This window comes from Thalassococcus halodurans, assembly GCF_900108225.1.
In the GTDB taxonomy this organism is placed as follows: domain Bacteria; phylum Pseudomonadota; class Alphaproteobacteria; order Rhodobacterales; family Rhodobacteraceae; genus Thalassococcus; species Thalassococcus halodurans.
On record NZ_FNUZ01000002.1, the window covers coordinates 196,563 to 223,368 of the forward strand.

29 protein-coding genes are annotated in these 26,806 nt (G+C 57.3%); 21 read left to right on the top strand and 8 right to left on the bottom strand.

The window, feature by feature from the left end; all coding sequences use genetic code 11:
* Window positions 1-58: 58 nt before the first annotated feature.
* From C4S59_RS05950 to C4S59_RS19640, 3 genes are read right to left on the bottom strand one after another with little or no spacing between them, the layout of a single operon-like run.
* On the bottom strand, window positions 59-988 hold the full coding sequence (locus C4S59_RS05950) for a site-specific tyrosine recombinase XerD (protein ID WP_103909576.1): 930 nt from the start codon (window positions 986-988) through the stop codon (window positions 59-61).
* Window positions 985-2,538, bottom strand: coding sequence for a hypothetical protein (locus tag C4S59_RS05955; protein ID WP_103909577.1), 1,554 nt, complete (start codon window positions 2,536-2,538; stop codon window positions 985-987). Before C4S59_RS05955 ends, C4S59_RS05950 begins: the two co-directional genes overlap by 4 nt.
* On the bottom strand, window positions 2,528-2,677 hold the full coding sequence (locus C4S59_RS19640; RefSeq protein WP_200813173.1) for a hypothetical protein: 150 nt from the start codon (window positions 2,675-2,677) through the stop codon (window positions 2,528-2,530). Before C4S59_RS19640 ends, C4S59_RS05955 begins: the two co-directional genes overlap by 11 nt.
* A gap of 99 nt (window positions 2,678-2,776) precedes the next feature.
* Here C4S59_RS19640 and C4S59_RS05960 point away from each other — a divergent pair, with 99 nt between their 5' ends.
* From C4S59_RS05960 to C4S59_RS05975, 4 genes are read left to right on the top strand one after another with little or no spacing between them, the layout of a single operon-like run.
* Window positions 2,777-3,343, top strand: coding sequence for a shikimate kinase (locus tag C4S59_RS05960; RefSeq protein WP_103909578.1), 567 nt, complete (start codon window positions 2,777-2,779; stop codon window positions 3,341-3,343).
* 2 nt (window positions 3,344-3,345) lie between these two features.
* Window positions 3,346-4,458 carry a 3-dehydroquinate synthase gene (gene aroB, locus C4S59_RS05965; protein WP_103909579.1) on the top strand — a complete coding sequence of 371 codons (1,113 nt, stop codon included), beginning with the start codon at window positions 3,346-3,348 and terminating at the stop codon, window positions 4,456-4,458.
* A gap of 19 nt (window positions 4,459-4,477) precedes the next feature.
* Window positions 4,478-5,599, top strand: coding sequence for an aminodeoxychorismate synthase component I (locus tag C4S59_RS05970; protein ID WP_103910288.1), 1,122 nt, complete (start codon window positions 4,478-4,480; stop codon window positions 5,597-5,599).
* Window positions 5,560-6,198, top strand: a complete 639-nt coding sequence (locus tag C4S59_RS05975; RefSeq protein ID WP_234994694.1) for an aminotransferase class IV family protein — start codon at window positions 5,560-5,562, stop codon at window positions 6,196-6,198. Before C4S59_RS05970 ends, C4S59_RS05975 begins: the two co-directional genes overlap by 40 nt.
* 26 nt (window positions 6,199-6,224) lie before the next feature.
* Here the strand turns inward: C4S59_RS05975 and ssb are convergent, their stop codons facing one another.
* Window positions 6,225-6,731, bottom strand: a complete 507-nt coding sequence (gene ssb, locus C4S59_RS05980) for a single-stranded DNA-binding protein (RefSeq protein WP_103909580.1) — start codon at window positions 6,729-6,731, stop codon at window positions 6,225-6,227.
* Between the two features lie 196 nt (window positions 6,732-6,927).
* Between ssb and C4S59_RS05985 the strand changes: the two genes are divergently transcribed.
* Window positions 6,928-7,539: a lytic transglycosylase domain-containing protein gene (locus tag C4S59_RS05985; protein WP_160006768.1), complete on the top strand. Its 612-nt coding sequence runs from the start codon at window positions 6,928-6,930 to the stop codon at window positions 7,537-7,539.
* A gap of 9 nt (window positions 7,540-7,548) precedes the next feature.
* Here the strand turns inward: C4S59_RS05985 and C4S59_RS05990 are convergent, their stop codons facing one another.
* The 3 genes from C4S59_RS05990 to miaA are packed head-to-tail and all read right to left on the bottom strand — an operon-like array spanning window position 7,549 to window position 10,948.
* Window positions 7,549-9,189 (bottom strand): ABC transporter substrate-binding protein, encoded by a 1,641-nt coding sequence (locus tag C4S59_RS05990; RefSeq protein ID WP_234994695.1) that lies wholly within the window; start codon window positions 9,187-9,189, stop codon window positions 7,549-7,551.
* Between the two features lie 2 nt (window positions 9,190-9,191).
* Window positions 9,192-10,061 carry a helix-turn-helix domain-containing protein gene (locus tag C4S59_RS05995; RefSeq protein ID WP_103909582.1) on the bottom strand — a complete coding sequence of 290 codons (870 nt, stop codon included), beginning with the start codon at window positions 10,059-10,061 and terminating at the stop codon, window positions 9,192-9,194.
* Complete coding sequence (miaA, locus tag C4S59_RS06000; RefSeq protein WP_103909583.1) at window positions 10,058-10,948, bottom strand: tRNA (adenosine(37)-N6)-dimethylallyltransferase MiaA; 891 nt, start codon at window positions 10,946-10,948, stop codon at window positions 10,058-10,060. Before miaA ends, C4S59_RS05995 begins: the two co-directional genes overlap by 4 nt.
* A 136-nt stretch (window positions 10,949-11,084) precedes the next feature.
* Between miaA and pyrH the strand changes: the two genes are divergently transcribed.
* The 13 genes from pyrH (at window position 11,085) to lpxB (ending at window position 23,026) form a co-directional block, all read left to right on the top strand.
* Window positions 11,085-11,813, top strand: a complete 729-nt coding sequence (gene pyrH / locus C4S59_RS06005) for a UMP kinase (RefSeq protein WP_103909584.1) — start codon at window positions 11,085-11,087, stop codon at window positions 11,811-11,813.
* Window positions 11,814-11,864: 51 nt separating this feature from the next.
* Window positions 11,865-12,428: a ribosome recycling factor gene (frr, locus tag C4S59_RS06010; protein ID WP_103909585.1), complete on the top strand. Its 564-nt coding sequence runs from the start codon at window positions 11,865-11,867 to the stop codon at window positions 12,426-12,428.
* Window positions 12,429-12,464: 36 nt separating this feature from the next.
* Window positions 12,465-13,190 carry an isoprenyl transferase gene (locus C4S59_RS06015; protein ID WP_103909586.1) on the top strand — a complete coding sequence of 242 codons (726 nt, stop codon included), beginning with the start codon at window positions 12,465-12,467 and terminating at the stop codon, window positions 13,188-13,190.
* Entirely contained in the window at window positions 13,187-13,978 is a 792-nt protein-coding gene (locus C4S59_RS06020) for a phosphatidate cytidylyltransferase (RefSeq protein ID WP_103909587.1), read from the top strand. Before C4S59_RS06015 ends, C4S59_RS06020 begins: the two co-directional genes overlap by 4 nt.
* Window positions 13,979-13,991: 13 nt before the next feature.
* On the top strand, window positions 13,992-15,167 hold the full coding sequence (gene dxr, locus C4S59_RS06025; RefSeq protein WP_103909588.1) for a 1-deoxy-D-xylulose-5-phosphate reductoisomerase: 1,176 nt from the start codon (window positions 13,992-13,994) through the stop codon (window positions 15,165-15,167).
* 11 nt (window positions 15,168-15,178) lie between these two features.
* Window positions 15,179-16,522, top strand: a complete 1,344-nt coding sequence (gene rseP / locus C4S59_RS06030) for an RIP metalloprotease RseP (RefSeq protein WP_103909589.1) — start codon at window positions 15,179-15,181, stop codon at window positions 16,520-16,522.
* 76 nt (window positions 16,523-16,598) lie between these two features.
* The gene (locus C4S59_RS19855; protein ID WP_268810620.1) at window positions 16,599-16,724 is read left to right on the top strand and encodes a hypothetical protein; all 126 of its coding nucleotides are present in this window, start codon (window positions 16,599-16,601) and stop codon (window positions 16,722-16,724) included.
* Between the two features lie 108 nt (window positions 16,725-16,832).
* The gene (gene bamA, locus C4S59_RS06035; protein WP_103909590.1) at window positions 16,833-19,181 is read left to right on the top strand and encodes an outer membrane protein assembly factor BamA; all 2,349 of its coding nucleotides are present in this window, start codon (window positions 16,833-16,835) and stop codon (window positions 19,179-19,181) included.
* Window positions 19,181-19,762, top strand: coding sequence for an OmpH family outer membrane protein (locus C4S59_RS06040; RefSeq protein WP_103909591.1), 582 nt, complete (start codon window positions 19,181-19,183; stop codon window positions 19,760-19,762). Before bamA ends, C4S59_RS06040 begins: the two co-directional genes overlap by 1 nt.
* A 68-nt stretch (window positions 19,763-19,830) precedes the next feature.
* Window positions 19,831-20,292, top strand: coding sequence for a 3-hydroxyacyl-ACP dehydratase FabZ (gene fabZ / locus C4S59_RS06045; RefSeq protein WP_103909592.1), 462 nt, complete (start codon window positions 19,831-19,833; stop codon window positions 20,290-20,292).
* Window positions 20,289-21,077: an acyl-ACP--UDP-N-acetylglucosamine O-acyltransferase gene (gene lpxA / locus C4S59_RS06050; RefSeq protein ID WP_103909593.1), complete on the top strand. Its 789-nt coding sequence runs from the start codon at window positions 20,289-20,291 to the stop codon at window positions 21,075-21,077. The genes fabZ and lpxA overlap by 4 nt, the downstream gene beginning before the upstream one ends.
* Before the next feature lie 3 nt (window positions 21,078-21,080).
* The gene (locus tag C4S59_RS06055; protein ID WP_103909594.1) at window positions 21,081-21,872 is read left to right on the top strand and encodes an LpxI family protein; all 792 of its coding nucleotides are present in this window, start codon (window positions 21,081-21,083) and stop codon (window positions 21,870-21,872) included.
* Window positions 21,869-23,026, top strand: a complete 1,158-nt coding sequence (lpxB, locus tag C4S59_RS06060; RefSeq protein ID WP_103909595.1) for a lipid-A-disaccharide synthase — start codon at window positions 21,869-21,871, stop codon at window positions 23,024-23,026. The genes C4S59_RS06055 and lpxB overlap by 4 nt, the downstream gene beginning before the upstream one ends.
* A 49-nt stretch (window positions 23,027-23,075) precedes the next feature.
* Here the strand turns inward: lpxB and C4S59_RS06065 are convergent, their stop codons facing one another.
* On the bottom strand, window positions 23,076-23,717 hold the full coding sequence (locus C4S59_RS06065; RefSeq protein WP_103909596.1) for an invasion associated locus B family protein: 642 nt from the start codon (window positions 23,715-23,717) through the stop codon (window positions 23,076-23,078).
* 438 nt (window positions 23,718-24,155) lie between these two features.
* Between C4S59_RS06065 and C4S59_RS06070 the strand changes: the two genes are divergently transcribed.
* The 3 genes from C4S59_RS06070 to C4S59_RS06080 are packed head-to-tail and all read left to right on the top strand — an operon-like array spanning window position 24,156 to window position 26,799.
* Complete coding sequence (locus C4S59_RS06070) at window positions 24,156-25,712, top strand: helicase HerA-like domain-containing protein (protein WP_103909597.1); 1,557 nt, start codon at window positions 24,156-24,158, stop codon at window positions 25,710-25,712.
* On the top strand, window positions 25,712-26,323 hold the full coding sequence (locus tag C4S59_RS06075; protein WP_103910291.1) for a VOC family protein: 612 nt from the start codon (window positions 25,712-25,714) through the stop codon (window positions 26,321-26,323). Before C4S59_RS06070 ends, C4S59_RS06075 begins: the two co-directional genes overlap by 1 nt.
* Window positions 26,308-26,799, top strand: coding sequence for a GNAT family N-acetyltransferase (locus C4S59_RS06080; RefSeq protein WP_234994696.1), 492 nt, complete (start codon window positions 26,308-26,310; stop codon window positions 26,797-26,799). The genes C4S59_RS06075 and C4S59_RS06080 overlap by 16 nt, the downstream gene beginning before the upstream one ends.
* The last annotated feature ends 7 nt before the right edge of the window (window positions 26,800-26,806 follow it).

Genomic DNA, 26,806 nt, shown 5'->3' on the forward strand with positions numbered 1-26,806 from the left:
GAAAGTAAATGATGTGATCGGTTATGTGGTGCAACGCGCCCCCATTCAAGGGCTGTGCTTAATCCCGTGCCAAAGGGTGATGGTCCAGCACCAGATCGCGCAGGCGTTCTTCAAGCACGTGGGTGTAGATTTCCGTCGTGGCCACATCAGCATGCCCCAGAAATGTCTGGATGGCCCGCAGATCGGCGCCATTGGCCAGAAGATGCGTGGCAAAGGCGTGCCGCAGCGTGTGCGGTGTGACCTTGGACGGGCTGACGCCAGCCTGTAGCGCAAGATCTTTGATCAGCGCGTAGAATCGGTGGCGGGTAAGGTGGCCTTCTTTGCTGCGCGACGCGAATAGAAAACCAGAGGTCGGCTTGCCGTCGGCCCGATTGTCCGCTTCCTGCCGTTCACGGATGGCCAACCATTCCGCCAGCGCGTCGCGTGACGGTGGGCTGAGCGGCACCATACGTTCTTTGCCGCCTTTGCCCTTGATCAACAGCATACGCGGATCGCCCTTGGCCGAAGACAGGGGCAGGGTGACCAGTTCGGTTACTCGCATCCCTGTCGCATATAGAAGCTGCATCAAACAGGTGTTGCGAATGCGGTCCTCTTGGGAACGGCCATATTCCTCGGCCATGTCCAGAAGGCGGTCGACCTCTTCAACACTCAGGGTTTTCGGCAGGCGTTTGTCACGCCCCGGACCCGTGATCTGGATGGCCGGATTTTCCTGACGGAGCCCTTCTTCGAACGCAAAGCGGTACAGCTGTTTGATTGCCGACAAACGGCGCGCCCGCGTTGATTTGGCAAATCCTTGGGTGTCCAGATGGATCAGGTAATTTTCGATGTCCTGACGTGTGGCTGTGTCCAGATCTCGCGCAGTACCTGTCAGAAACTCGGTGAAATCCCCGAGATCGCGGGCATAGGCCATCTGCGTGTTCTGGGATGCATCGCGTTCGGCGACCTGAGCATCAAGAAAGGCGGATATCCAGCGCGTGGACAGGTTCATGACTGGGACGGCCCTGCGATCAGCAGTTGCAGCGCAGCACGGCGTGCGGTGTCTTCCAACCCCAGCGTACGCAATGCGGCCAAACCTTCGGTCAGGTCAGGTCCGTTGCCATCGACGCCGCTTTGGAACAGGGCAATGGCCTGCAAGATGGCTTCGCCAAGCTTGCCTTGTTTAAGCAGGGAAGACACCCGCTCGGATGGTTCCTGCCCGGCAAAGCCCGCGGCGATTTCTGCGGCAAAGCGCCGGTCTGATACTTGCGTTGGTGCGATTCCACGGGCGATCTGAGCTTCGAATGCAAAGGTCGGATCGTTTTCCAAAGCCAAGGCGTATTCTTCGTAAAGCGGTGACAACAGCGCCGCTTGCGCGGAGACCTCGCGGGCTGTGGCCGACATGGGCAGACCCTGCAGCTTGTCCGCATAAAGTTCTGCAAAGGACACGAGCAGACCCGCTTCCTTCATTTTGGGCCAGACATTTACCAGTGCGGTGCCAACCGATTTTGGATCGCGCGTGGTGATCGCACGGTCAAAGCGTTGTAGGGCTTCGACCCGATCCCAAATACCGCCCGAGGCGGCTGGCCTGCGCATGGTGTAGATACCCAACAGCCGGTTCGATGACAGTGTGCCAGCACGGGCCAGACGTTCCGCGGCAACAATCTGCGCGCGCCACCCTTGATCGCCGGACAGTTCCGTCACCGCAAATTTGCGTGGTAGCCGGTAGCTGGGAAGCGGTTCGCCAATCGATTCGTACAGCCGGAACTGCAGAACAGAGGGCTTGGAAGGCGGCGGCATCATGGGCGTGTCTTCACCCATCTCCGGATCTAGAAAGCGTGTCAGCAAATCAGCGTCGCGCTGGTTGATCTGGCCCAATGCCTCTGCGCTGCTTAACGTCAGGCTGGCCTGATGCCATTGTCCTGCACGCGCAAGGCAGAAAATCCTTTGCGATAGGTCCTGTGCCAAAGACGGGTCATTCAGCAGCGTTGTGCAGACCTCGGGCATATCACCCAAAAGCAAGGTAACATCGAACCACAATGGAAACAGTGACTTGGTGTTCGGATCGGCCCGTTCCAGAAGGGCGGCCGCCGCATCGACGGCGCCGTCTTCTATCAACCGTTCAATGCGGGCGACCAGTAGCGCGTCATCCACTTCGGATACAGCGGGCGGGTCGGCCTCGGCCAGCAATAGCGTGCTGACTAATGTGCTGATCGCGGGCACGGTGGCCTCGATGTCCGCCAGCGCGGAAATGACATCCCGTGCGTCTGATGCGGACCAAAGATTTGAGGGCAGGCCGGTTTTGGAACTGGGCAACAACCCGACAGCATCGCGTGTGGTGCTGCTGTCCAGTGTCATCACCTCGACATCTGGCGTTGTCGCAGTGTCGGCGGTGGGGGCTTCTGTCTTGGCCTGTTCGGGGGTGCCGGTGCTGGTGGCGTTCGACCCCGTAACAGCGATGCGCGTCGGCGCGTCGTCTAACCAATCGATGGCGGATAAAGGCTGCTGTGCCGCCAAGGGGGCGGCAGACAAAATCAATGCTGTCAGCGCCTTAACGTGCATCCAATTCTACCGGTTGCCGAATCTCGGTTTGCGGCGGGGCAAAGTCCGCGCCGAAATATTCGCCCACATACGCGTACGCCACCAGGCCAATAAAGCCGATAAGTGCCAAGTAGATCAGCCACTTGATGATACGCCCCATGAGTTCCCCTATGCCTGCCGAGATATTTTTTTCCGTTTATAACTGGCATTTTTGGCAAGTTCACGTCATTCACGCAAGAAATCTTGTAATGAGCAACCGATGGCCGAAATCAGCGTAAATTCGAACCTTCGTCTGAAGAAGACCGTTGTGCTTGTTGGAATGATGGGGGCAGGCAAAACTGCTGTGGGCAAGGCGCTCGCGTCTTTGCTGCACGTGCCGTTCCGTGATTCCGACGCCGAGATCGAAAGCGCGGCCAACATGACCATCGCCGAAATCTTTGAACGCGATGGCGAACCCTTTTTCCGCCAGAAGGAAGGGCAGATCATCGAACGTCTGCTGGAAGGCCCGCCTTGTATCCTGTCGACCGGGGGCGGCGCGTTTCTGAAGCCGGAGAACCGCGCGGCGATTTCGAACAAGGGCGTGGCTGTCTGTCTGAACGCGGATATCGAACTTTTGTGGTCCCGCGTCCGTCACAAGGATTCGCGTCCTTTGCTGCGCACAGAAAACCCGAAACAGACTTTGGCCGCGCTTTTCGAAGCCCGCGTGCCGATCTATCAAATGGCCGATCTTCAGGTGACAACCAACCCGCGCAATTCCATCGAGGATACGGCACGGTCGGTTATCGAAGCACTGAAGACCCGCGAAGACGTTCTTGAGGACAACTGATTATGGTCCAGACTGTTCATGTACCCCTTGCTGGGCGCGAATACGATGTGCGTATCGGGCAGGGCTTGCTGACAAATGCAGGTGCGGAAATCGCCCCTTTGTTGCGCCGTAAACGCGTAGCGATTGTCACCGACGAAAACGTGGCTGCCAAGCATTTGGATGACCTTCAAAGCGCTCTGGAAGTATCTGGGATAACGTCCGTTTTTCATGTTTTGCCTGCGGGCGAGGCGACCAAAAGCTGGCCGCATTTTTCCAACTGTGTCGACTGGCTTCTTGAGGCCAAGGTTGAACGCAATGACGTTGTCGTCGCATTGGGTGGCGGCGTTGTTGGCGATCTTGTTGGCTTCGCCGCGGCGGTTCTGCGTCGTGGTGTGCGCTTTGTACAAATGCCCACGTCGCTTCTGGCGCAAGTGGACAGTTCGGTCGGCGGTAAGACCGGAATCAACTCGACCCACGGCAAAAACCTGATCGGTGCGTTTCATCAGCCGTCTCTGGTTCTGGCGGATATAGACGTTCTGGGCACCCTTCAGCCGCGCGATTTTCTCGCAGGCTATGGCGAAGTTGTGAAATACGGCCTGCTGGGCGACGCGGATTTCTACGACTGGCTAGAAACCAACGGCCCTGCGCTGGCGTCTGGCGACACAGAGGCGCGTACTTATGCAGTCAAACGGTCGGTCGAAATGAAGGCCGAGATTGTGGTGCGTGATGAAACCGAACAAGGCGACCGCGCGCTTCTGAACCTTGGCCATACGTTCTGCCACGCACTTGAAAAAGCCACAGGCTATTCGGACCGTCTGCTGCACGGCGAAGGCGTGGCGATTGGCTGTGCTTTGGCGTTTGATCTGTCCCAGCGTCTGGGCCTGTGTTCTCAGGAACTGCCCAGCCGCATTCACGCGCATCTGAAAGCGATGGGAATGAAGGCTGATCTGGCGGATATTCCCGGCGATTTGCCCGACGCGGATACATTGCTGGACCTGATGGGGCAGGACAAAAAGGTGATCGACGGTCAATTGCGCTTTATCCTTGCGCGCGGGATCGGTCAGGCTTTCGTGACATCGGACGTGCCAAAGGACGTGGTGCGCGGCCTTTTGTCTGATGCCTTGGCCAGCCGGTAATCGGCTAGGCATCCCGCCCATGAAAAAAGTGGTGTTTGATAAAGGCCCGCTGGGGGCGGACAGCTGTTTTTCGCAGCCGTCAAAAGTGATCCGTGCGGATACGCCGGACGATGTGCCGGCGGCCTTCGCGGCGATGGAAAATGCGCGGAGTGAGGGCAAATGGCTGGCCGGTTTTGCCAGCTACGAACTTGGGTACCTGTTTTCCCATAAGCTGCGCGATCTGATGCCTGCGGATCGCCGCGTGCCTTTCATGTGCTTTGGCGTGTTTGAAGAACCCGTTCAACGCCCGATATCGGATACATCGCAATCGACCTTGTCTGATTTGATGCCCGAGTGGGCAGAGGCGCAATATGAACATGCTTTCAAAGGGTTGCGCGATTATATTGCAGCGGGCGATTGCTATCAGGCGAACCTGACCTTTCCGATTGCGGCCAAGGCCACAGGGACGCCAGAGGCACTGTATCACGCCCTGCGCGACAGGCAGGCGGTGCAGTTCGGGGCCTATCTAGAGCTAGAGGATTTCAACATCCTGTCGCGTTCGCCCGAGCTGTTTTTCAAGATCAACGAACACGGCCAGCTGACAACGCGCCCGATGAAGGGCACGGCCCCGCGCGGTGCGACGCCGGAAGAAGATGCTGCACTGGCGCGTGATTTGGCAGCGTCGGAAAAGAACCGCGCCGAGAATCTGATGATCGTGGATCTGCTGCGCAACGATGTGTCACGCATTTCCGAGGTCGGCAGCGTGAAGGTGCCGCGCCTGTTCCATGTCGAGACCTATGAAACCGTTCATCAGATGGTGTCTGATGTGACGGCCCAACTTCTGCCTGATCTGACGGTTTTCGATATCTTCCAAGCGCTGTTTCCCTGTGGGTCGATCACCGGCGCGCCGAAGATCAGGGCGATGCAGATTTTGGCCGAACTCGAAGACACAGCGCGTGATGTATATTGCGGGGCCATCGGTTGGATCGCGCCGGATGCACGTATGGAATTTTCCGTGGCGATCCGGTCATTGATCCACTGGCCTGACGGCCGTGTTCGGTTCAATGTGGGCGGAGGCGTCGTGTACGACAGCACCGCCGGCGGAGAATATGAGGAAGCCCTGTGGAAAGCGCGTTTCGCGGAACTTGCCCCGACGACTTGAACGTCATCGAGACCTGCCTGAGTGCCGCTGACGCAGGGATTGTACTGTGGCCGTTTCACAAGCAGCGGCTGCTGTCGACCTGTGACCGGTTGGGTATTCCGTTGGATATGGGGGCGGTCGAAAGTGCGATTGCAAAGGTTCCCACGGACGTGGACCGTCGCGTCAGGCTGACTGTGGATTTGCAGGGAACGATCGCTGTTGCCTGTCCCGAGGCCGCACCAATTGCCGATAGCTGGACGTTGACGTGGGCGGATGAAACGCTGATGTCGGATGATCCGTGGCGCGGTGTGAAAACCACGGAACGCGGGATTTATGACCGTGCACGGGCCTCTCTGCCCGACGGCATCGACGAAGTTCTTTTCCTCAATGAACGTGGCGAAGTCGTAGAAGGGACGATCACCAATGTCTTTGTGGAACGTGGCGGGATGCTGCTGACGCCACCGCTGTCGTCAGGCGCCTTGCCGGGTGTTTTGCGCGCATCGCTGATTGATGGAGGCAGGGCGCGAGAAAATGTTCTGACACCCGCTGATCTGGAAGGCGCGCAGCTTTTTGTGGGCAACGCCCTGCGTGGATTGATCCCGGCGCACCTGCGCAAATGAAAAACGGGCCCGAAGGCCCGTCGTTCTTAGAATGGAATTTCGTCGTCGATGTCGCGGGCCGGTGCGCGGGCCGGGCCGGAACCCGATCCCATATCGTTGCCGCCGCCATAGCCCATGTCGCGGTCATCTTGGTAACCGCCACCGCTGCCACCGCCGTAGCCGCCACCACCGCCGCCGCCATCACGACCGTCCAGCAGCGTCAGCTGACCGCTGTAGGGGCGCAGAACGACCTCGGTCGAGTAACGATCCTGACCGGACTGGTCCTGCCATTTGCGGGTTTCCAGCTGGCCTTCGATATAGACCTTCGAACCTTTGCGCAGATATTGCTCTGCAATGCGGGCAACAGGCTCCGAGAAGATGGCAACGCTGTGCCATTCGGTGCGCTCACGGCGTTCGCCCGTGTTGCGGTCTTTCCAGTTTTCAGATGTAGCGATGCGCAGGTTACAGACCTTGCCGCCGTTCTGGAATGTCCGCACTTCTGGGTCACGCCCCAGATTGCCGACCAGAATGACCTTGTTTACGGAACCGGCCATAGTGCCCCCTTTGTTTTTATATCCGAATCTGCGGTCGCCCGCCTTTCGCAGAAAGATATACCAGCGGTGCGCCAAGCTAAACCGATTAAGGTAAGCAAACTATTACCAACGCTTTGGACGGGATTTTGTTCAAGGGTTTTCATATGGTCAGGATCGGGTATAGTCGCGCCTGTTGAAACTTGGGTGACACAGATCCATGAATACATCTTTGCAATTATCCTGTATTGTCAGTGCATTATTGATTTGTATGCCGGTTGGCGGCGGTGCCGACGTATTATCGACCAAAGGCTCGACCAATCTGTTTTCCAGCAAGACCCGCGTTTTGGATACGCGGGCTGCCCAGCAGTATAACAATTCGGTTCGCTTGCAGCCTCCGAAGGTCGTGACGCCCACCAAATGGGACACAGGCGCAGATGGCATCAGCCCAAAGTATCGCGGTCGCTATAAGGGCGTCTATCTTGAGATGGCCAAGTCTGCGGCCCGCCGTCACGGCATTCCCGAAGATCTGTTCCTGCGTTTGGTGCAGCAGGAAAGCAACTGGAACCCGAACGCCAAATCGCATGCGGGCGCAATCGGTTTGGCCCAGTTGATGCCGCAGACTGCGCGCAGTCTGGGTGTGAACCCAAAGGATCCGGCGCAGAACCTTGAAGGTGGCGCGCGCTATCTGAAACAGCAGTTCCTGACGTTCAAATCCTGGCGTCTTGCGCTGGCCGCGTACAACGCTGGCCCTGGCGCTGTGATCAAGCACGGTGGTGTGCCGCCGTACCGTGAGACGAAGAACTACGTAAAAGTGATCTGGGGCAGCTAAAAAGCTGTCCTAGCCGGCAAAACCCAACCGATACAGCGGAATGGCGAAATCGGGGTACATTTCGGCCCCGACGACATTCGGTCGTGTGTGCCGGAATAGCGACCGCCAGTAGGGCTGAACGATCACAGCATCGTCCCGCAGCATTTTCTCCAGTTTCTCCATCACGCCCTGACGTGTGGCCGCGTCGGGTAGCGATAGCGCCTCGTCCAGAAGCGCGTCGAACTTAGGATTGCTGTATCCGGATTCATTCCAAGCGGCGGTGCTTCGGTAGGCAAGGTTAAGGGTCTGGATGCCTAATGGGCGGTGGTTCCATTCGGTGATGGACAGGGGAAAGGTTTTCCAGTCTGCCCAGAACCGCGAACCGGGAACATGTGTCAGACGCGCCTTGATGCCCGCGTCGGTCAGTAATGCAACAACAGCTTCGCCCGTGCGTCGTGTCAGGCCGTCGTCGACGGTAAAGACCTCATGCTCGAAATCCGCAAATCCTGCGGAGTCCATCAGTTCCTTGGATTTGGCGGGATCATAGATCACCGGTCCTATGTCGGCATAATCCGGCTGTATTGGCGCGACATGGTGATTGGCCGCGACTTTTCCACGGTTGCCATAGCCGAGCTCAAGGCAGATCGCGTTGTCGATCGCCAATTGCAGCGCGCGGCGGACATCGGCATTGGCATAGGGCATGTCATCGCCGATCTTCGCGGTCTGACTGCCACGCAGGACAACTGTGGCGGCGGTTTCCACCTCGGATCTGGTCCAGCCCAAGGCGTCTGCCTCGGCTATAAAAGGCCCGACGTTTTCATAGAGGATATCAACGCGGTCTTCGCGGATGGCGTCGATCCAGTTTGCGGGGTCGGTGCCCAGATCATGGAATTCGATCGCATCCAGCGTGACAGGTCCCCAGTCGTCCAAATCCTGCCCCCACCATGTGTGGTCCGCATGGCGTTCCAGTCGCGCCATATGCCCGACCTCGATCTGAACGGGGCGAAACGGACCTGTGCCAACGGGATTGTCGATCATTGTCGTGGGGTCAAAGTCTTGCGGGACGACCGCGGCGGGGTAGTCGGCCAAAGACACCATAAGCGCGACATCAGGTTTCGGCAGCGTGATCCGGACCGTCAGATCATCCAAGGCTTGCACCGCGCCTTTTTTCAGTTGGCCACTGTCTGGGTCAACTAGCACCGATAGGCTGGCGGCCATGACATTCCCGGGCACAGAACGATCACACCAGTAAGCGAAGTTGTTCAGGACATCGGCGCTGTTGAACGCATCGCCGTTGTTCCAGGTGACGTTCGGGCGAATGTGTAGGGTGTATTCGGTCGCGGTGTCGTTCACATCCCAATGGCTGAGCAGCATGCCACGTAGCGTTCCGTCGCGCTGATATTCGACCAGATACTCAAGCCAGCCCCGGGTCAGGTTTGCGATTTCCGACCAGTCCGCGGTGCGCGGGTCTTTGGGGGCGCGTACCTCTTGCTGGATGCGAAGCGTGCCACCCATCCGTCGGGCCTGTGACGCCGGAACGGGCAAGCCGGTAGCGGCAAGCGCGGCGGCAGAGGACACACCCAAAGCCGTGGCGCGCGTCAGGAATTCACGGCGATCCATAGACCCGTTTCGGAAATCGGCCTGACAGGCACGGGCAAGGGGATGCCGCATCGTCATGACAACGCAGTCACATTTGCCGGCTTCTTAAGCGCGGCCTTGCGATAGGCGGTGGGCGACATTCGAAGGTGCGACTGGATAAAGCGTGTGAAATAGGCGGCGCTGCCGAAACCCAGTGATTTGGCAATTTCCTGCACTTCGATCTTGGGCTGGGCCAGCATGCGGCGGGCTTCGTACAGCTTCCGTTCGACCAACATATCGGCGGCGGTCTTGCCACAGGTTGACCGGCACACCCGCGTCAGATGGGTCGGGGTGACATCCAATGCCTCGGCATAATCCGCCATGACCATGTCTGTGGTGTAGTTCTGAACCACCTTCGTCGCGTAGCGTTTCACAAGGCGCTGGGCTGCGGTTTCCTTTGGGGCATCCAGTGCGCCATTCGCCTCTTGCCGTGCAATCCAGACCGAGATCAGACGCATGTGGGCTTCCAGAGCTTTATAGAGGAAGGGACGCGCCAAAGAGATTTCGCGCTGCATGGCCTCGATCTCTCCGGTGAGTTCCGCTTGGCCCAGAGAATCCCGAATGCGCAAATGTTTCGCGCCTTTGTTATTTGGATCCAGCAAACCGGTCGGGCATTGCACCACCTGAGCAAGAGACTGGGGGCCAAGTTCCAGCGACATCAATGTGCCAGAGGGTAGAACCATAGCGTTGTGCGCCCCGATGCCGCGACGCACGCCATTCACGGTGACGCGGCCTTGCCCACGGGTGATCCAGATTAGCAAATCGTCCTTGCGGTCATGCAGGTCGGACAACCGCCAAGCCTCGCCGCCGGTGAATTGCGCCAAGTTCTGGCAGCGAATGTCCCGTTCTGTCGGGGGCGCATCGTTTATGCGTGACGGTTTGCGCAGGAAAGCAGGACCAGTCATGCCGCCTCCTTCCGCGTAGCCGAGATATGGCGCCAGTCGCCCATATTGGCGCGGAACCACGTACGTTGCCGTTTGGCGTATTGGCGGGTCTGGATAATGGATGCCTCGCGCGCGTCCTCAAGCGATATCTCGCCATTCACGTAGGCAATCACTTCCGCCGCGCCGATTGTCTTCGCCGACGGCAAATCGCGCGAGAACGTGGGCGCATTTGCCCGGGCTTCTTCCAGTGCGCCTTGTTCCAGCATCAGGTCAAAGCGTTGTTCGATCCGTGGTGTCAGCCATTCCTTGGGGGCGTCCAGACACAGCGCAGTGGTCTCCGCCAAAGGAAGGAGAGGGGGCTTGGTATTCTTTTGCCACTCGACCAGCGGTGTGCCGGTGGCTTGCAACACTTCCCACGCGCGCTGAACCCGCATCGGGTTTTGCGCGTCGATTTTCGAGCGTGTGGCATCATCCAGTTCGGCCAGCAATGCGTCCGAGCCTTCTTCGGCAATCCTACGCATGGCGGTTTCGCGGATATGGTCAGGCGTTTGCGGAATGTCAGCCAAGCCGACAGTCAAAGCTTTGAAGTACAGCCCTGTGCCCCCGACGATAATGGGCCGGATATCTTGCTGCAGCAGTTCCGTGACCTCGCGTAGCCAGTCGCCCACGGAATAAGCCTGATCGCCGGGGATATGGCCATACAGCTTGTGGGGCGCGAGGGCTTCTTCCTCAGGCGCTGGGCGTGCAGTCAGGATGCGCCAGTTGGCATAGACCTGTAAGGCATCCGCATTGATCACAACGCCGCCCTGCGCCTGCGCGATGCGTAACGCCAGTCCGGATTTGCCACTCGCTGTCGGCCCCGCGATCAGCACGGGTTTTGCCGGATCAATTGTGCTAAGATCTATCACAGGGTCGGGCCTTTCAGCGGGGAAACCGCCAAGTTGCTGAACAAAGCTGCGAAACCTCCGTCGCGGCCATTGTCAGAAGCCGGAAATTCCGTCATGTACGCCATGATCCTAGACTGCCTATCCAATGGAGCGCAACATGGCCGACAGCGACAGCAAACAGACCACCTTTAAACGCGTCATGCTGAAGATTTCCGGTGAGGCGCTGATGGGGGACCAAGGGTACGGTTTGCATCCGCCAACGGTTGAGCGCATCGCCCGCGAAGTGAAATCGGTTCACGATATGGGCGTTGAAATCTGTATGGTGATCGGTGGGGGTAACATCTTCCGCGGTCTTCAGGGCTCGGCCCAAGGGATGGAGCGGACCACAGCCGACTATATGGGCATGCTCGCCACAGTGATGAACGCGCTGGCGATGCAGGCCGCGCTGGAAAGCCTTGGCGTCTTTACCCGCGTGATCAGCGCGATCCCGATGGATCAGGTGTGTGAACCCTACATCCGTCGCCGTGCCGTGCGTCACCTTGAAAAGGCCCGCGTCTGCATCTTTGCGGCCGGTACAGGTAACCCCTATTTCACAACCGACACTGCCGCGACCCTGCGCGCCAACGAAATGGCCTGCGAGGCGATCTTCAAAGGCACCAAGGTTGACGGCGTCTATGACAAAGACCCGATGAAGCATGACGATGCCGTGCGCTATGACACGATCAGCTATGACGACTGTCTGGCCAAGCATCTGAAGGTCATGGATGCCTCAGCCATTGCGCTGGCACGGGATAACAGTTTGCCCATCATCGTCTTCAGCCTTGATGAACCCGGCGGGTTCAAGGGGATTTTGGCGGGTGAAGGCACCTATACAATCGTACGCTGATACGGATAGAGTGCCCTGCAACGGGGCGATATCCGAGCATGAGGAAAGAAGATGTCCGAAGATTTTGAACTGGATACAGACGATCTGAAACGCCGTATGGACGGCGCTATGGCAAACCTGCGCACAGAATTCGCTTCGCTGCGGACGGGTCGCGGCTCTGCGTCTATGCTGGATCCGATCATGGTCGACGCTTACGGCACAATGACACCGATCAACCAGGTAGGCACCGTGAACGTCCCCGAACCTCGTATGGTGACGGTCAACGTTTGGGACAAATCCATGGTTGGCAAGGTTGAAAAGGCCATTCGTGAAAGCGGCCTTGGCATCAACCCGCAGCTGAACGGCACAATCATCATGTTGCCGATCCCCGAGTTGAACGAAGAACGCCGTCGCGAACTGGGCAAGGTTGCCGGTCAATATGCCGAACACGCCCGCGTCTCGATCCGCAACGTGCGCCGTGACGGCATGGATCAGGTGAAAAAGGCCAAATCTGACGGTCTGTCCGAGGACGATCAGAAGTTCTGGGAATCCGAAGTGCAGGACCTGACCGACACCTACATCAAGAAGGTGGACGAAGCGCTGGACGCCAAACAAACAGAGATCATGCAAGTCTGAGCATGATCCCTCGGCGGACCACAGAAAGGACCAGCCATGGGTAAGCCTAATTCGGAAGCAGGCGCACCACGCCATGTGGCCATCATCATGGATGGCAATGGGCGCTGGGCGACGCTTCGGGGCCGCCCGCGGCTGTTCGGCCACCAAGAAGGGGCCCGCCGTGTTCGTGAAATCGTCGAAGCTTGTCCCGAGTGCGGGGTCGAGTATCTGACGATCTTTGCCTTCTCGACCGAGAACTGGAAGCGTACCCAGACCGAAGTGGCCGGTCTGATGACGCTGTTCCGCCGCTACATCACCAAAGAAGCCCGCAACCTTCGCGCTGAAAACGTACGCGTGCGGTTCATTGGTGACCGTCTGCGGTTGGATAAAAAACTGCGGTCCTTGATGGATGAGCTGGAAGAACTGACAGCCCATTGCACAGGTGTGAACCTGACCATCGCGTTGAACTACGGTGGCCGTGACGAAGTGGCCCGCGCGACCCAGCGTCTGGCTCAGGACGTGGCGGATGGCAAACTGTGCCCCTCTGACGTGAACGAAGAAACGCTGCCCCGTTATCTGGACACTTGCGTTCTTCCCGATCCCGATCTGGTGATCCGCACCTCGGGCGAAGCGCGCATTTCCAACTTCCTTCTATGGCAGTCGGCCTATTCGGAATACGAATTCATCGAAACCCTGTGGCCGGATTTCTCTGCCAAGGAGTTCGCAGAGCTGACAAGCAACTTCGGCACCCGTGAGCGCCGGTTTGGTGCGGTGCCTGCATGACCGAGCCCAGCAAGAAATGGAATGATCTGGGGCCGCGGTTTGTGTCGGCTGTTGTGATGATTGCCGTTGGCTTGCTGTCGGTCTGGATCGGTGGATATCTGTTTCATGTTTTGATCGCCGCTGTCTGTGGCATCATGGTTTGGGAACTGGTGTCGATGCTGGACAGCAACCGGAGCAAGTCGCCCTTGTTGCTGGGTGGTGTTGCCGCGGTCTGCACGCTTGCTGTTGTCGAAATTCCCAGTGCACTGGCAATGCCCTTGGTTCTTGCGCCTTCGATGTTGGGCCTTGGACGGATGGAAAAGGGTGGGGTGACCTACGCTGTCTTTGCAGCGCTGATCATTCTGGCAGGTTTCGGCATGGTCGAACTGCGTGATGATTTCGGCATGTTGTGGATGCTGTGGCTGGTTATGGTTGTCGTCGTCACCGATATTGCGGGCTACTTTGCGGGGCGTCTTATCGGCGGTCCGAAGTTCTGGCCCAAGGTCAGCCCCAAGAAAACATGGTCCGGCACAATTGCCGGATGGGGCGGCGCCGCCGTTGTAGGGGGCGTTTTCGCTATGCTGACGCAGGCCCATGTTGGCCTGATCGGCCTGTCTGTTGCTGTGTCCATGGCCAGCCAGTTGGGCGATATCGCAGAAAGCGCCATCAAACGTCGGGCAGGGGTGAAAGACAGTTCGAACCTGATCCCCGGACATGGCGGACTGTTCGACCGGTTTGATGGAATGCTGGGCGCGGCCCTGTTTATTCTGATCGCCGGTCAGATCGTGGGCTTCCCGCCGGGATCGTGAAAGAGGCTTTGCAATGACGAATCCGCGCAAAGTGTCCATCTTTGGCGCCACGGGATCTATCGGTCAGAACACCATCGATCTGATCCAGCGTGACCGCGAGGCCTATGATGTTGTGGCCCTGTCCGGAGGCCGGAATATCGCGCAGCTTGCGGGCGATGCGATTGATCTGGGGGCAGAAGTCGCCGTCACGGCCTTTGACGACTGCCTGCCGGATTTGCAGGCCGCACTTGAAGGGACAGGAATTCAGGCCGCTGCAGGGCAGGCGGCCTTGATCGAGGCAGCTGATCGCCCTGCGGATTGGGTGATGTCGGCCATCGTTGGCGCGGCTGGTCTGGCACCGGGTCTAAAGGCGCTTGAAGGTGGCGCGACTTTGGCGCTGGCCAACAAGGAAAGTATGGTTTGTGCTGGCCCGTTGGTGATGGCGACTGCCAAGGCAAATGGTGGATCGGTCCTACCGGTGGATAGCGAACATTCCGCGGTGTTTCAGGCCCTGATTGGCGAGGATATCAGCGCAGTCGAGCGTGTGATTATCACAGCATCGGGCGGGGCATTCCGCGACTGGCCGCTTGAAAAGCTCGCGACGGCCACGCCGGAACAGGCCGCCACGCATCCCAATTGGGATATGGGGCAGCGCATTACAATCGACTCGGCCTCTATGTTTAATAAGGCGTTAGAGCTGATTGAAACTAAAGAGTTTTTCGACTTTTCGCCTAGTCAGATCGAAACCTTGGTCCATCCTGAATCGATGATCCATGCGTTGGTTGGCTTCAACGATGGTGCGCTTATGGCGCATGTGGGGCCGCCGGATATGCGCCATGCTATCGGCTTTGCACTGCATTACCCTGATCGCCGCATGTTGCCCGTGGAACGGCTTGATCTGGCGCAGATTGCCCAGCTGACCTTCCGACCCGCAGATGAAACCCGCTGGCCTGCGCTGCGCCTTGCGCGAGAAGTGATGGAAACCGGTGGTATGGCAGGCGCGATCTTTAATGCGGCCAAGGAACGCGCGCTGGACGCGTTCATCGATAAACGCATCGGATTTCTTGATATGGCGGTGGTTGTCGAGCGCGTTCTTGAACAGCTTTCGTCAACGACCGGCCATATTGATGCCGAGTTTACCCTTGATAACATCCTCGACTCTGACCATCTGGCACGTACACGCGCCGATGAGATCATAGCAAAACTATAGGGACGTTTGGTTTGGATATTGTATCGCTGTTGCCCCAATTCGGTGGCTTCATTTACACGATTATCGCTTTTGTTGTGGCTCTTTCCGTGATCGTCGCGATCCATGAATACGGCCATTATATTGTAGGGCGCTGGTCGGGCATCCATGCAGACGTGTTTTCCCTTGGCTTTGGTCCCATCCTGTATTCGCGCGTCGACAAACACGGTACGCGCTGGCAGATCGCGGCATTCCCATTGGGTGGCTACGTCAAGTTCAAAGGCGATGCCAACGCTTCTGGCGGCAAAGATGAAGGCACCTACAGCACTTTGTCTGAACAGGAACGCCGCGCAACTATGAACGGCGCGCCGCTTTGGGCCCGTTCGGCGACTGTGGCGGCTGGGCCAGTGTTCAACTTTGCCCTGTCGATCATCGTCTTTACGCTGATTTTCATGTCGCGCGGCGTGGTGTCAGAACCGATCACCGTGGGCGAGTTGCGGCCTTTGCCGGATATGCAGGAACTGCAAGCCGGTGACGTGATCCTTGAAATCTCGGGCATGGAAACACCCAGTTTTGACGACGCTGAAGGTTTCGATACGTTCCTGAACAACCTGCCGGAAGAGCCGACGCTTGACTATACGGTCGAGCGTGACGGTTCCGAACTGGTTGTCGAAGGCCCCTATATCTACCCTCCGCTGGTGACACAGGTGATCCCGCGCTCTGCTGCGAATGATGCAGGCATCGAGCCCGAAGATGTGATCCTGTCGATCAACGGCGATCCGATCTTTGCGTTTGAGCAATTGCGCGAGACCGTCGAAGGGTCCGAAGGCGCGCCGTTGGAACTGCAACTTTGGCGGGGTGGGGACATCGTGGATGTCACGCTTGAACCCCGTCGTACGGATGAACCGCAGGCGGACAACACTTTTAAAACCGTCTATCGCATCGGTATCGCGGGCGGCATGTTCTTTGATCCAGCGACCGAGTCGCAAAGCCCGCTGGACGCGCTCTCGAATGGAATATCCCAAACAGGCCGCATCATCACAGGATCGTTGTCCGGTCTCTGGCACATGATCACTGGTGCGATTTCGACCTGTAACTTGTCCGGTCCCATCGGGATCGCGGAAACCTCGGGTGCAATGGCAAGCCAGGGCACACAAAGCTTTATCTGGTTCATTGCGGTTCTTTCGACGGCTGTTGGTCTTCTGAACCTGTTCCCGATCCCCGTTCTGGATGGGGGGCACCTTTGCTTCCATGCGTATGAAGCCGTAACCGGCAAACCGCCTAGTGACCGCGCATTGCGCATTTTGATGTCGATTGGACTTTTCGTCGTGCTCAGCGTGATGGTGCTCGGGCTTACAAACGATCTGTTTTGCCCCTGATTTTGGGGCAAACGTCAAAATATCGCCTCAATCATTAGTTACCAAAGTCCTATCGAACGATAGGTATGGTGTTGAAATGGAAGCGATTCACAGCGGTTACAAAGGCCTGAGCCTGATTTGGAGCCTGAACTGGGACCGAATCCTGTATGTTGCGACAATTCTGCTCGCGCTGTCCTTTGGTGCATTCATCGGGTCGATGTGACCGGATAGCGGCAATTTTCCGCCCGAAAAATCCTAGGCATTCTGACTTTTGACAAGCCTGAACAATCCCGATACTCACTTTCCAAGGGATGTTTGAAGGATTGGCGGGATGTCCGATTATACGACTGCGCGACGTGTTGGAATTAAGCGTTTTAAACCGGGGCTGAAATCAGGGGTAGCTGCGCTTTCCCTTTGTATTCTAACAGGTTTTACGGCTTTGCCGACAACCGCAGCGGCCCAGACATACGTCTTTAACGACGTATCCATCGAAGGCAGCCAGCGGATCGAGGCGGGGACTGTCCTGTCTTACGCCGGAATCGCCCGAGGTCAGTCGATTTCGGCAGGTGAATTGAACGAAGCGTTCCAGCGCCTGCAGGCATCTGGCCTGTTCGAAAGCGTCGAGCTTGTTCCGCAAGGCAGCACTCTGGTCATCAAGGTCGTTGAATACCCGACGATCAACCTTGTCGCCATCGAGGGCAACAACCGGATCAAAGACGATGATCTGAAGCCGATCCTGAAATCCCAATCCCGTCGTGTCTTCAATCCGTCGCAAGCCGAAGAAGATGCCAACGCTATCGTTCAGGCCTACGTACAGCAGGGCCGTATCGCTGCACGCGTTCAGCCGCGTATCATCCGCCGCAGCGACAACCGCGTCGATCTGATCTTTGAGGTTTTCGAAGGTGGTGTCGCCGAAGTTGAGCGCATCTCCTTCGTTGGTAACCAGCAGTATTCGGACCGTCGTCTGCGCCGCGTTCTGGGAACAAAACAAGCCGGCCTTCTGCGCGCCTTTGTGACGCGCGATACCTTTATCGAAGACCGCGTTCAGTTCGACCGTCAGCTGCTGCAGGATTTCTACGCTTCCCGTGGCTACGTTGATTTCCGCATCACGGGTGTAAACGCAGAACTCAGCCAGGAACGTGACGGATATTTCGTGACGTTCAACGTGGAAGAAGGTCAGCAATTCCAGTTCGGTCAACTGACAGTAACGTCTGATCTGGATACAGTTGATCCGGAAGTATTCGAAGAAGCGATCGCAACACGTTCAGGCAAGACCTATAACCCTTCGGCGGTTGACCGCGACATCGCACGCCTTGAACGCAAAGCACTTCGCGAAGGTCTGGACTTTATCCGCGTTGAACCGCGTGTAACGCGCAATGACCGCGATCTGACGCTGGATGTTGAATACGTTTTGACACGTGGTCCGCGAATTTTTGTCGAGCGCATCGATATCGAAGGCAACACAACCACGCTTGATCGCGTCGTACGTCGTCAGTTCAACACTGTGGAAGGCGATCCCTTCAATCCGCGCGAAATCCGCGAAGCCGCAGAACGCATCCGCGCGCTTGGTTTCTTCGCGACTGCCGACGTCGAAGCCCGTGAAGGATCCACCCCTCAGCAGGTGATTGTTGACGTCGATGTTGAAGAAGCGCCCACAGGCTCGATCAGTTTTGGTGGCGCATATTCGACGAACCAGGGTTTTGGTCTGGCACTGTCATTCTCCGAGCGGAATTTCCTTGGTCGTGGCCAGCGCCTGAACCTCGGCCTGAATACAACACAGAACAACCGTCAGTATTTCTTGAACTTCCTTGAACCTTCTTTGCTTGGCCGCGACTTGGCGTTCGGCTTGAATCTGAACTACAAAGAGACCGATCAGGACAACGCTCGCTACAACACGACAATCGGAAACTTCACGCCCACACTTGGCTTCCCGATTTCCGACAATGGCCGCCTTCAATTGCGCTACAGCTTCGGATCGACTGAGTTGACGGTTCCCGAGGATTCGACCGTCGGTCAGATCATCACGGCAGAAGCAACCGAAGAACGTGTGCTTGATAGCTCTGTTGGCTACACCTTCAGCTATGACACACGCCGGAACGGGCTTGATCCCGACAATGGTTTCCTTGTGTCGTTCAGCCAGGATTTTGGTGGCTTGGGCGGGGACACGAAGTTTGTCAAAACCACTGCACGTGCTGTTGCACAGCGTCTGGCGTTCTCGGACGAAGTGACATTGCGCGCCACATTTGAAGCCGGTGCTTTGCACTATTCCCAAGGCCAAAGCCGAGTAACGGATCGATTTTTCTTGGGCTCTTCCAAACTGCGTGGTTTTGAAACCGGTGGTGTCGGTCCGCGCGAATACAACGAAGCGAACGATGTGAACGATGCGCTTGGTGGTAACTACTATGCGGTTGCATCGCTTGAGGCGGAGTTCCCTCTGGGCCTTCCGGAAGAATATGGCGTGTCCGGCGGTATCTTCTATGACGTTGGCAACCTCTGGGGCTTGGATGAAACAAACGGTGACGTTCTCTACGATGAGGGCTCGTACCGCCATGTCGTCGGTGTGTCGCTGTTCTGGACGACACCGCTCGGCCCGCTGCGTTTCAACTTCTCCGAAGCTTTGAAGAAAGAAGAGTTTGACCGCGATCAGGCCTTCGAACTGACGGTATCGACCAGCTTCTAATGATTGGATTTCGGCAACTTGCGGCATCTGTCCTGGTGTCCGTGGCAACGGCGGGGTCCCCTGTCGTTGCTCAAGTGCTGGATCAGGGGACAGTTGCGTTACCTCGTAGCGTTATCCTGACTTTGGAATCGGACAGGATGTTCGAGGAAAGCGATTACGGCATCCGTATCGCGTCTGAAATCGAAGCCGAAGGTATCGAGCTTGCTGCCGAAAACCGGAAGATTGAAGCCGAACTTATCGCAGAAGAAAGCAAACTGACCGAATTGCGCGCCACGACTGATCCGGCCGAATTCACCAAGCTTGCCGAAGCCTTTGATGAAAAGGTCCAGAAATTACGTCAGCAGCAGAATGCAAAGGCAAGGGCGCTCGGCGCTAAGTCGGAAGAAACCCGTCAGACTTTTCTACAGGTCGCACAACCGGTTTTGCTGCAGATCATGCAGCAGGCCAATGCCGCGATTATCGTTGAGCGTCGGAGCACCATTATTTCGTTGGATGCCGTCGATATCACTGACGTAGCGATTGACAGGATCAACGAAACACTTGGCGATGGTTCGGATATTCCCGATAAACCCGCCGAGTAGGGCCTGCGACTTGCCCAGAGGGCGCGACGTTGCTAGGCAGTTTGCCAAAGAACACCAAAGGACCGTCCATGACTGAGACATTGAAAACCGCAGATATCGATATGATCACGCGTATCCTGCCGCACCGTTATCCGTTCTTGCTGGTGGACCGCGTTGAGGAAATCGATGGCACGCAGTCTGCTGTGGGTATCAAGAACGTGACCATGAACGAACCGCATTTTCAGGGCCACTTTCCTGGAGCGCCGATCATGCCGGGTGTGACCATTGTCGAGGCGATGGCTCAGACTGCTGGTGTGATGGTTGGTGTTGGTCTGGAACTGATGGACAAGAACATGCTGATCTACTTCATGGCGATCGACGGCTGCAAATTTCGGCGCAAAGTGGTGCCGGGTGATCAGCTGAAGATGCGCCTGACGACTGTGCGCGGCAAGCCCGGCGGCAAGGTCTGGAAGTTTAAAGGCGTGGCCGAAGTTGATGGCGAAATGGCCGCTGAAGCCGAGTTCACCGCCATGATGGATATGCCCGCGTGAGCGCCGCTGTCATTCATCCAAGCGCGGTCATCGAAGAAGGTGCGCAGATTGCTGACGGGTGTACCGTCGGCCCGTTTTGCCACATCGGCCCCGAAGTGGTGCTTGAAAAAGGCGTGACTTTGAAAAGCCATGTCGTCGTCACCGGCGACACGGTGATCGGTGAAGACACGCTGATCCACTCTTTCGCTGTGATCGGTGAAATTCCGCAGGACAAAAAGTTCGGCGGCGAAAAGACCAAGCTGGTCGTTGGCAAGCGTAACCGCATTCGTGAACACGTCACGATGAACGCCGGTACAGCTGGCGGCGGTGGTCTTACCAAGGTAGGTGATGACGGTCTGTTTATGGCCGGTTGCCATGTCGCGCATGACTGCATTATCGGCAACAACGTTATTCTGGTGAACAACAGCGCTGTGGCCGGTCACTGCATTATCGAAGACGATGTCATCGTCGGCGGCCTGTGTGGCGTACACCAGTTTGTTCGCATCGGCCGTGGCGCGATCATTGGCGCGGTAACCATGGTGACCAACGATGTGATCCCCTATGGCCTTGTTCAGGCGCAGCGCGGCAAGCTGGATGGATTGAACCTGGTCGGTCTGAAGCGGCGCGGCGTCAGCCGGTCTGACATCACTGCACTGCGGGCGGCCTTCCAGATGTTGGCGCAGGGCGAAGGGGCGTTTCAAGAGCGGGCCAAGCGCCTTTCGGATGAAACAACGTCGGACTACGTCAAGGAAATCACCGATTTCGTTCTGGCCGAAACCGATCGTCACTTCCTGACACCGGGCTAAGCTGTGCTTGCCCTGATCGCCGGACGCGGAGATTTGCCAAAGGCAGTTGCATTGGCGCAAAGCGTTCGGCCCTTGGTCTGCGCAGTCGATGGATTTGCGCCCAATGATCTGGTTGTCGACTTCCGCTTTCCCATTGAAAAGCTTGGCGGTTTGCTGCGATTTTTGAAGGCGCAGGGTGTTACCCAGGTCTGCCTTTGCGGTGGGATCGACCGACCAAGTTTTGCAATCACCCGCATGGACTTTTGGACGGTGCCTTTGGTTCCGATCTTGCTCAGGGCGCTGAAGCTTGGGGATGATGGTGCGTTGCGGGCGGTTATCGAGGTGTTTGAAAGTCGCGGTATCACGGTTCGCGCCGCTCATGATTTGGCGCCAGGGCTTTTGCCGAAGGCAGGGATTCTGACCAGAACACAACCCGATCCGCAAACCATGAGCGATGTTGCGGCTGGAGATCAGGAAATTCGGGAAATGGGCCGCAAGGATCTGGGGCAGGCGTGTCTGATCCGCGACGGCAAGATTTTGCAGCGCGAGGTCGAGAGCGGAACAGACGCCATGATGGCGATGGACGCAGACGCGGCGCTTGGGGCTGTGTTCTATAAAGCGCCCAAGCCACAACAGGACCGTCGCGTGGATTTGCCGACAATCGGTTTGGACACGGCGAAACGTGCGGTCCAGATGGGGCTGCGCGGGCTAGTGATTGAAGCGGGTGGTGTTATCGTGCTGGATCAGGACAAGGTGATCGAAACACTGGATCAGAACGGCCTGTTCCTTTGGGTGCGCGAAAAGGGGGCGGCATGAAGGTTTTTGTCATTGCGGGGGAACCGTCTGGCGACAAACTTGGCGCGGCCTTGATGCGTGGACTGAAGTCCCAATCGCAGGAACCTGTTTCATTTCAGGGCGTTGGTGGCGAAGATATGATTGCCGAGGGCCTGAATAGTCTTTTCCCTATGTCCGAAATCGCGATCATGGGCATCGGCGCAATCCTGAGGGAATACCGCAATCTGAAACGCCGTATTCGCGAGACGGCAAATACGATCATTGCGGAAAAGCCCGACGTTCTGGTGACCATCGATCTACCCGAATTCTGCCTGCGCGTCGCAGAGCTGGTCAAAGCCGAAAGCGACATTCGTGTCGTCCATTACGTGGCGCCAACCGTGTGGGCGTGGCGCCCCAAACGTGCGCAGAAAATGGCGCGGCATGTGGATCAGGTTCTGGCGCTATTCCCATTCGAGCCGCCCTATATGGAAGCGGCAGGCATGCGGTGCGACTTTGTCGGGCACCCTGTGGTGACCGAGCAGGTGGCAACAGAAGAAGAGATCGCGGCCTTCAGAACTGTGCAAGGGTTCGGCGATGCGCCCGTTGTCTTGGTCTTGCCCGGATCGCGTCGCTCCGAAATCGGGCGATTGGCTGATACGTTCGGTGAAACTCTGGGCCGGATTGCGGAAAGCCGCCCAGACATTCGGTTTGTCCTTCCCGCTGCTGGCAATGTGGCAGGTCTGGTGGAAGAGGCGGTTCAGAACTGGCCTGTGAACGTCACCGTTCTTGATCCTCGCGGTGTTGATGCAGAAAGGTTCGCAGCGACCAAACGTGCGGCCTTTGGCGCTGCAGATGTTGCATTGGCCGCTTCGGGCACGGTGGCGCTGGAGCTTGCGGCAGCGCAGACACCGATGGTGATCGCCTATGATATGCCGTGGTTGTCGCGTCAGATTATTGGCAGGATGCTGTTGGTGGATACGGTTAATCTGGTCAGTCTGGTGTCAGACACGCGCGAGATACCGGAATTTATCGGAAAAGACTGTCAGGCCAATCTGATCGCCCCGGCTGTTTTGTCGGTTTTGAATGATCCGTCACGCCAGACCGAGGCAATGGCTGTCACGATGGAACGTCTGGGGCAGGGCGGACCACCGCCCGGTGAACGGGCTGCTTTGGCGGTTCTGGATGGTTTGAAATGAAAAACGCCGGGGACAGCCCCGGCGTTTTCATTTTCGGTGTAAGCAGTGCTTACTTGTTCAGCGAGTCATACGCCGCCGTAAAGCCGGTCAGCGACATCGGTACGGTCACTTTCTGATCCGGTGCGGCAGCAGGAACGATTGTGACGTTGGCCACGTTGCCTGCTTTGAACGATGCAATGTCCTGCGGCAAGAAGCCGACACGCGCGACGCAACCCATCTGCGCGCAGAAGGCAAAATCATAGCGCTTGGCTTGGCCGCCATCGACTTGCACGGTGATTTTCTGTGTCAGAAGCGTTTCCAGCGGAACGATAAAGTTCGCACCGGCCACGGCCTGACCCTGATTGCTGACTTGGAACAGGCTAACCTCTGCAACGGCACCGCCATCAGCGCCCTTCAGAACCTGGTACAGCTGGCAGGGATCTTCGCCATTGGGGGTGGACAGACACTGGATTGTCCAATCGCCAATGGTTTCTTTCACGTAGCTGGAATTTTCCGGTGTGACGGCTTCGCCTGTATCCAGAACACTGTCGCTACCTTCTTCAGCTGCCTGCGCCGGCGCGTCGGCCGGTGCTTCGGTTGCTGCGGGCTGTTCTGTCTCTGTCGCGTCTGCGGGAGCAGCGGCTTCCTGTGCAAAGGAAGGCGCGCCTGCCATAAGGGCAATCAGCGACAGGGAGATCAGTGACGGTTTCATAAAAGCTCCTCCGAGCGAAAATTTAAACGTAATGCGCTTAACATGACTGTACGTGGGTGTCAGGGGGGGAATATCCACCTGACGGCGGTGTTTTGCCGATTTTGTGTAGGCCAAGTCTTGGAAAGAATGAAGAAAAAAGAAAAGGAACCCAAAAGGGTCCCTTCTCAATTTTTTCTCCCCGTCGGACTGGCCGACCTTTTATGGACCTGACGCTACGCCGCGAAAACAGACCGGTCAACAGTCAAATAATAGGTACTCGGTAGTTTTTTTGACGTTTGCACAAAAAAAGACCGTACCTTGTGAAAGGCACGGTCAGTCCGACAGGGAGGAAGTGACCCAAACCAGAAGAGGACATGTGGTTCGGGTCAATTTCACCCTAGCGACAATTGGTTAACTTAGTATGGTGTCGTCCGCACGGTACCGAAGTGGGGGCATGTTATGGACGACGGAATTTTTGTTGGTGGCGGTGGTGAAGGCTACGGCGAAAAGCAATGGCTGAACCTGAAATACGCAAACCGGCATGGGTTAATTGCAGGTGCGACAGGCACCGGTAAGACCGTCACCCTGCAAATTCTGGCCGAAGGATTTTCGGCATCCGGCGTGCCGGTTTTCATGTCCGACGTCAAAGGCGATCTGTCCGGTCTGGCTAAGGCAGGCACAGAAACCCACAAGTTGCACACGCCGTTTATGGAACGCGCCACGAAGATCGGGTTTGACGATTTCGGCTACGATTCATTTCCGGTCACGTTCTGGGATTTGTTCGGTGAACAGGGGCATCCCGTTCGCACGACAGTTGCCGAAATGGGGCCTTTGCTGATTTCTCGCCTGATGGAGCTGTCCGAGGCGCAGGAAGGTATCCTGAACATCGCGTTCCGCGTAGCCGATGAAGAAGGCCTGCCGCTTCTGGACCTGCGCGATTTACAGTCGCTTCTGGTCTGGGTTGGTGAAAACCGTCAGGAATTGTCCCTGCGTTATGGGAATATCTCGGTCCAGTCGGTGGGCGCGATCCAACGCCGTCTTCTGGTTCTGGAAAACCAAGGGGGCACACAGTTCTTTGGCGAACCCGCGCTTGATCTGAGCGATATTATGCGGGTCGGTGCCGATGGCCGTGGTCAGGTCAACATCCTTGCCGCTGACAAACTGATGGGCTCGCCGCGCCTTTATGCGACGTTCCTGTTGTGGCTGCTGTCGGAACTGTTCGAAGAACTGCCCGAAGTCGGCGATCCGGACAAACCCAAGCTGGTTTTCTTCTTTGACGAAGCACACCTTCTGTTTGATGACGCGCCTAAGGCTCTGGTCGATAAGGTTGAGCAGGTCGCCCGCCTGATCCGTTCCAAAGGTGTCGGCGTCTATTTCATTACGCAGAACCCAGACGACGTTCCCGAAGATATTCTTGGACAGCTGGGCAACCGCGTACAGCACGCACTGCGCGCCTTTACGGCACGTGATAAGAAGGCGTTGCGTATGGCAGCCGAAACCTACCGCGAAAACCCGCGCTTCGACACGGAAGAGGCCATTCGTGAGGTTGGCGTCGGCGAGGCGGTTACATCCATGCTGCAGAAAAAGGGTGTGCCGGGCATTGTCGAGCGTACATTGATCCGTCCGCCGTCTTCCCAGCTTGGGCCGATTGGTGCCGCGGAACGGGCGGCGATCATGTCCGCATCTGATTTGGGACTGAAATACAAAGACACCGTGGATCGGGAATCCGCCTATGAAATGCTGAAAGGTCGCGCGGAAAAGGCGGCCGCAGAGGCTGAGGCGCTTGAAAAACGCGAACAGGAAATGGCTGCTGCAGAACGCGAATACAACGCGGGCCGCCGTTACAGCGGTACGCGCGTCGGACGCTCGACCTCGGAACCCGTGCGCCGGTCGCGAAAAAAGGAAGAAGAAGGCTTTGGCGCGGCTATTGCCAAGGTCGTTGTGAGGGAACTCAAAGGCACCACAGGACGCCGCATTGTCCGTGGCATCTTGGGCGGTTTGTTCAAGGCGCGGTAATGCTGGTTCTGGATCACCTCGCTGTTCTTGGTGCCGATCTAAAATCGGCGGTCGAGCATGTCGAAGGTGTGTTTGATTGCGCGATTGGCGCAGGCGGGCAGCATGCTCGCTTTGGAACCCACAATCGCCTATTGGGGCTTCGCGATGATCTCTATCTTGAGGCCATCGCGACAGATCCCGATGCCCCGCCGCCTCAAGATGCGCGCTGGTTCGGTCTGGATCACTTCAGCGGTCCGCCGCGTCTGGATAAATGGGTGTGTCGGGTGGCCAATATCGAAGCCGCCGTCGTGCAGTTGCCAGTCGAGCCGCGCATCGTTGATGTAGAGCGCGGAGATCTGAAATGGCGCATGCTTGTGCCAACTGACGGCTTTCTACCGTTCGACGGACTTTTCCCAGCACTGATTGAATGGCAGACGCCGGTGTTGCCGGGGGTCTCGCTTGCTGGACAGGACTGGGCACTGACCGCTCTAACCATCACGCATCCAGAGGCATCAAAGCTGCAAAGCATTCTTGCGCCGTTCCTGAATGATGATCGCATCCGGTTCGAAACCGGAGACACTCCGCACCTTTGCGCGGATTTTAACGGACCCTTTAAATGCCAACTGACCTGATTATCCGCGCGGCCACCTCGGACGATGCACCTGCAATTGCTGCGATCTGGAACCATTACATCAGGCACACAGCCGTTACGTTCAATTCGCAAGAAAAAACCGACCAAGATGTTGCTGCCGATATCGAATCCAAATCCGGCGCGTTTTGGGTTGCCTCAGACGGTGACACCATCGGCGGTTTTGCCACTTATGGCGCGTTTCGGGGTGGGGTTGGCTATGCACGTACCAAAGAGCACACCATCCAGCTGGATCCTGATTTCTCGGGACGCGGCGCGGGCAGGGCGCTGATGGACGTTTTGTGCGCACATGCCAAAGCGCAAGGCATCCATTCCCTTTGGGCTGGAATCAGCGAAGAGAACCCCGCAGGTGTCGCGTTTCACAGGGCGATAGGCTTTGAACATGTCGCCATCCTTCCCGAGGTCGGGTTCAAATTCGACCGCTGGATGGATCTTGTGCTGATGCAGAAATTCTTGTGACTTCCGA

Coding starts and splice junctions, on each gene's coding strand:
- C4S59_RS05990 (WP_234994695.1), bottom strand. CDS start 9,189: ATGCGGCATCCCCTTGCCCGTGCCTGTCAGGCCGATTTCCGAAACGGG.
- C4S59_RS06015 (WP_103909586.1), top strand. CDS start 12,465: ATGGGTAAGCCTAATTCGGAAGCAGGCGCACCACGCCATGTGGCCATC.
- C4S59_RS06065 (WP_103909596.1), bottom strand. CDS start 23,717: ATGAAACCGTCACTGATCTCCCTGTCGCTGATTGCCCTTATGGCAGGC.
- C4S59_RS05950 (WP_103909576.1), bottom strand. CDS start 988: ATGAACCTGTCCACGCGCTGGATATCCGCCTTTCTTGATGCTCAGGTC.
- pyrH (WP_103909584.1), top strand. CDS start 11,085: ATGGCCGACAGCGACAGCAAACAGACCACCTTTAAACGCGTCATGCTG.
- aroB (WP_103909579.1), top strand. CDS start 3,346: ATGGTCCAGACTGTTCATGTACCCCTTGCTGGGCGCGAATACGATGTG.
- lpxB (WP_103909595.1), top strand. CDS start 21,869: ATGAAGGTTTTTGTCATTGCGGGGGAACCGTCTGGCGACAAACTTGGC.
- fabZ (WP_103909592.1), top strand. CDS start 19,831: ATGACTGAGACATTGAAAACCGCAGATATCGATATGATCACGCGTATC.
- C4S59_RS05985 (WP_160006768.1), top strand. CDS start 6,928: ATGAATACATCTTTGCAATTATCCTGTATTGTCAGTGCATTATTGATT.
- C4S59_RS06070 (WP_103909597.1), top strand. CDS start 24,156: ATGGACGACGGAATTTTTGTTGGTGGCGGTGGTGAAGGCTACGGCGAA.
- frr (WP_103909585.1), top strand. CDS start 11,865: ATGTCCGAAGATTTTGAACTGGATACAGACGATCTGAAACGCCGTATG.
- C4S59_RS06075 (WP_103910291.1), top strand. CDS start 25,712: ATGCTGGTTCTGGATCACCTCGCTGTTCTTGGTGCCGATCTAAAATCG.
- C4S59_RS05960 (WP_103909578.1), top strand. CDS start 2,777: ATGGCCGAAATCAGCGTAAATTCGAACCTTCGTCTGAAGAAGACCGTT.
- C4S59_RS06020 (WP_103909587.1), top strand. CDS start 13,187: ATGACCGAGCCCAGCAAGAAATGGAATGATCTGGGGCCGCGGTTTGTG.
- C4S59_RS06040 (WP_103909591.1), top strand. CDS start 19,181: ATGATTGGATTTCGGCAACTTGCGGCATCTGTCCTGGTGTCCGTGGCA.
- C4S59_RS19855 (WP_268810620.1), top strand. CDS start 16,599: ATGGAAGCGATTCACAGCGGTTACAAAGGCCTGAGCCTGATTTGGAGC.
- C4S59_RS06080 (WP_234994696.1), top strand. CDS start 26,308: ATGCCAACTGACCTGATTATCCGCGCGGCCACCTCGGACGATGCACCT.
- dxr (WP_103909588.1), top strand. CDS start 13,992: ATGACGAATCCGCGCAAAGTGTCCATCTTTGGCGCCACGGGATCTATC.
- C4S59_RS05955 (WP_103909577.1), bottom strand. CDS start 2,538: ATGCACGTTAAGGCGCTGACAGCATTGATTTTGTCTGCCGCCCCCTTG.
- C4S59_RS05995 (WP_103909582.1), bottom strand. CDS start 10,061: ATGACTGGTCCTGCTTTCCTGCGCAAACCGTCACGCATAAACGATGCG.
- bamA (WP_103909590.1), top strand. CDS start 16,833: ATGTCCGATTATACGACTGCGCGACGTGTTGGAATTAAGCGTTTTAAA.
- C4S59_RS05970 (WP_103910288.1), top strand. CDS start 4,478: ATGAAAAAAGTGGTGTTTGATAAAGGCCCGCTGGGGGCGGACAGCTGT.
- C4S59_RS19640 (WP_200813173.1), bottom strand. CDS start 2,677: ATGGGGCGTATCATCAAGTGGCTGATCTACTTGGCACTTATCGGCTTT.
- ssb (WP_103909580.1), bottom strand. CDS start 6,731: ATGGCCGGTTCCGTAAACAAGGTCATTCTGGTCGGCAATCTGGGGCGT.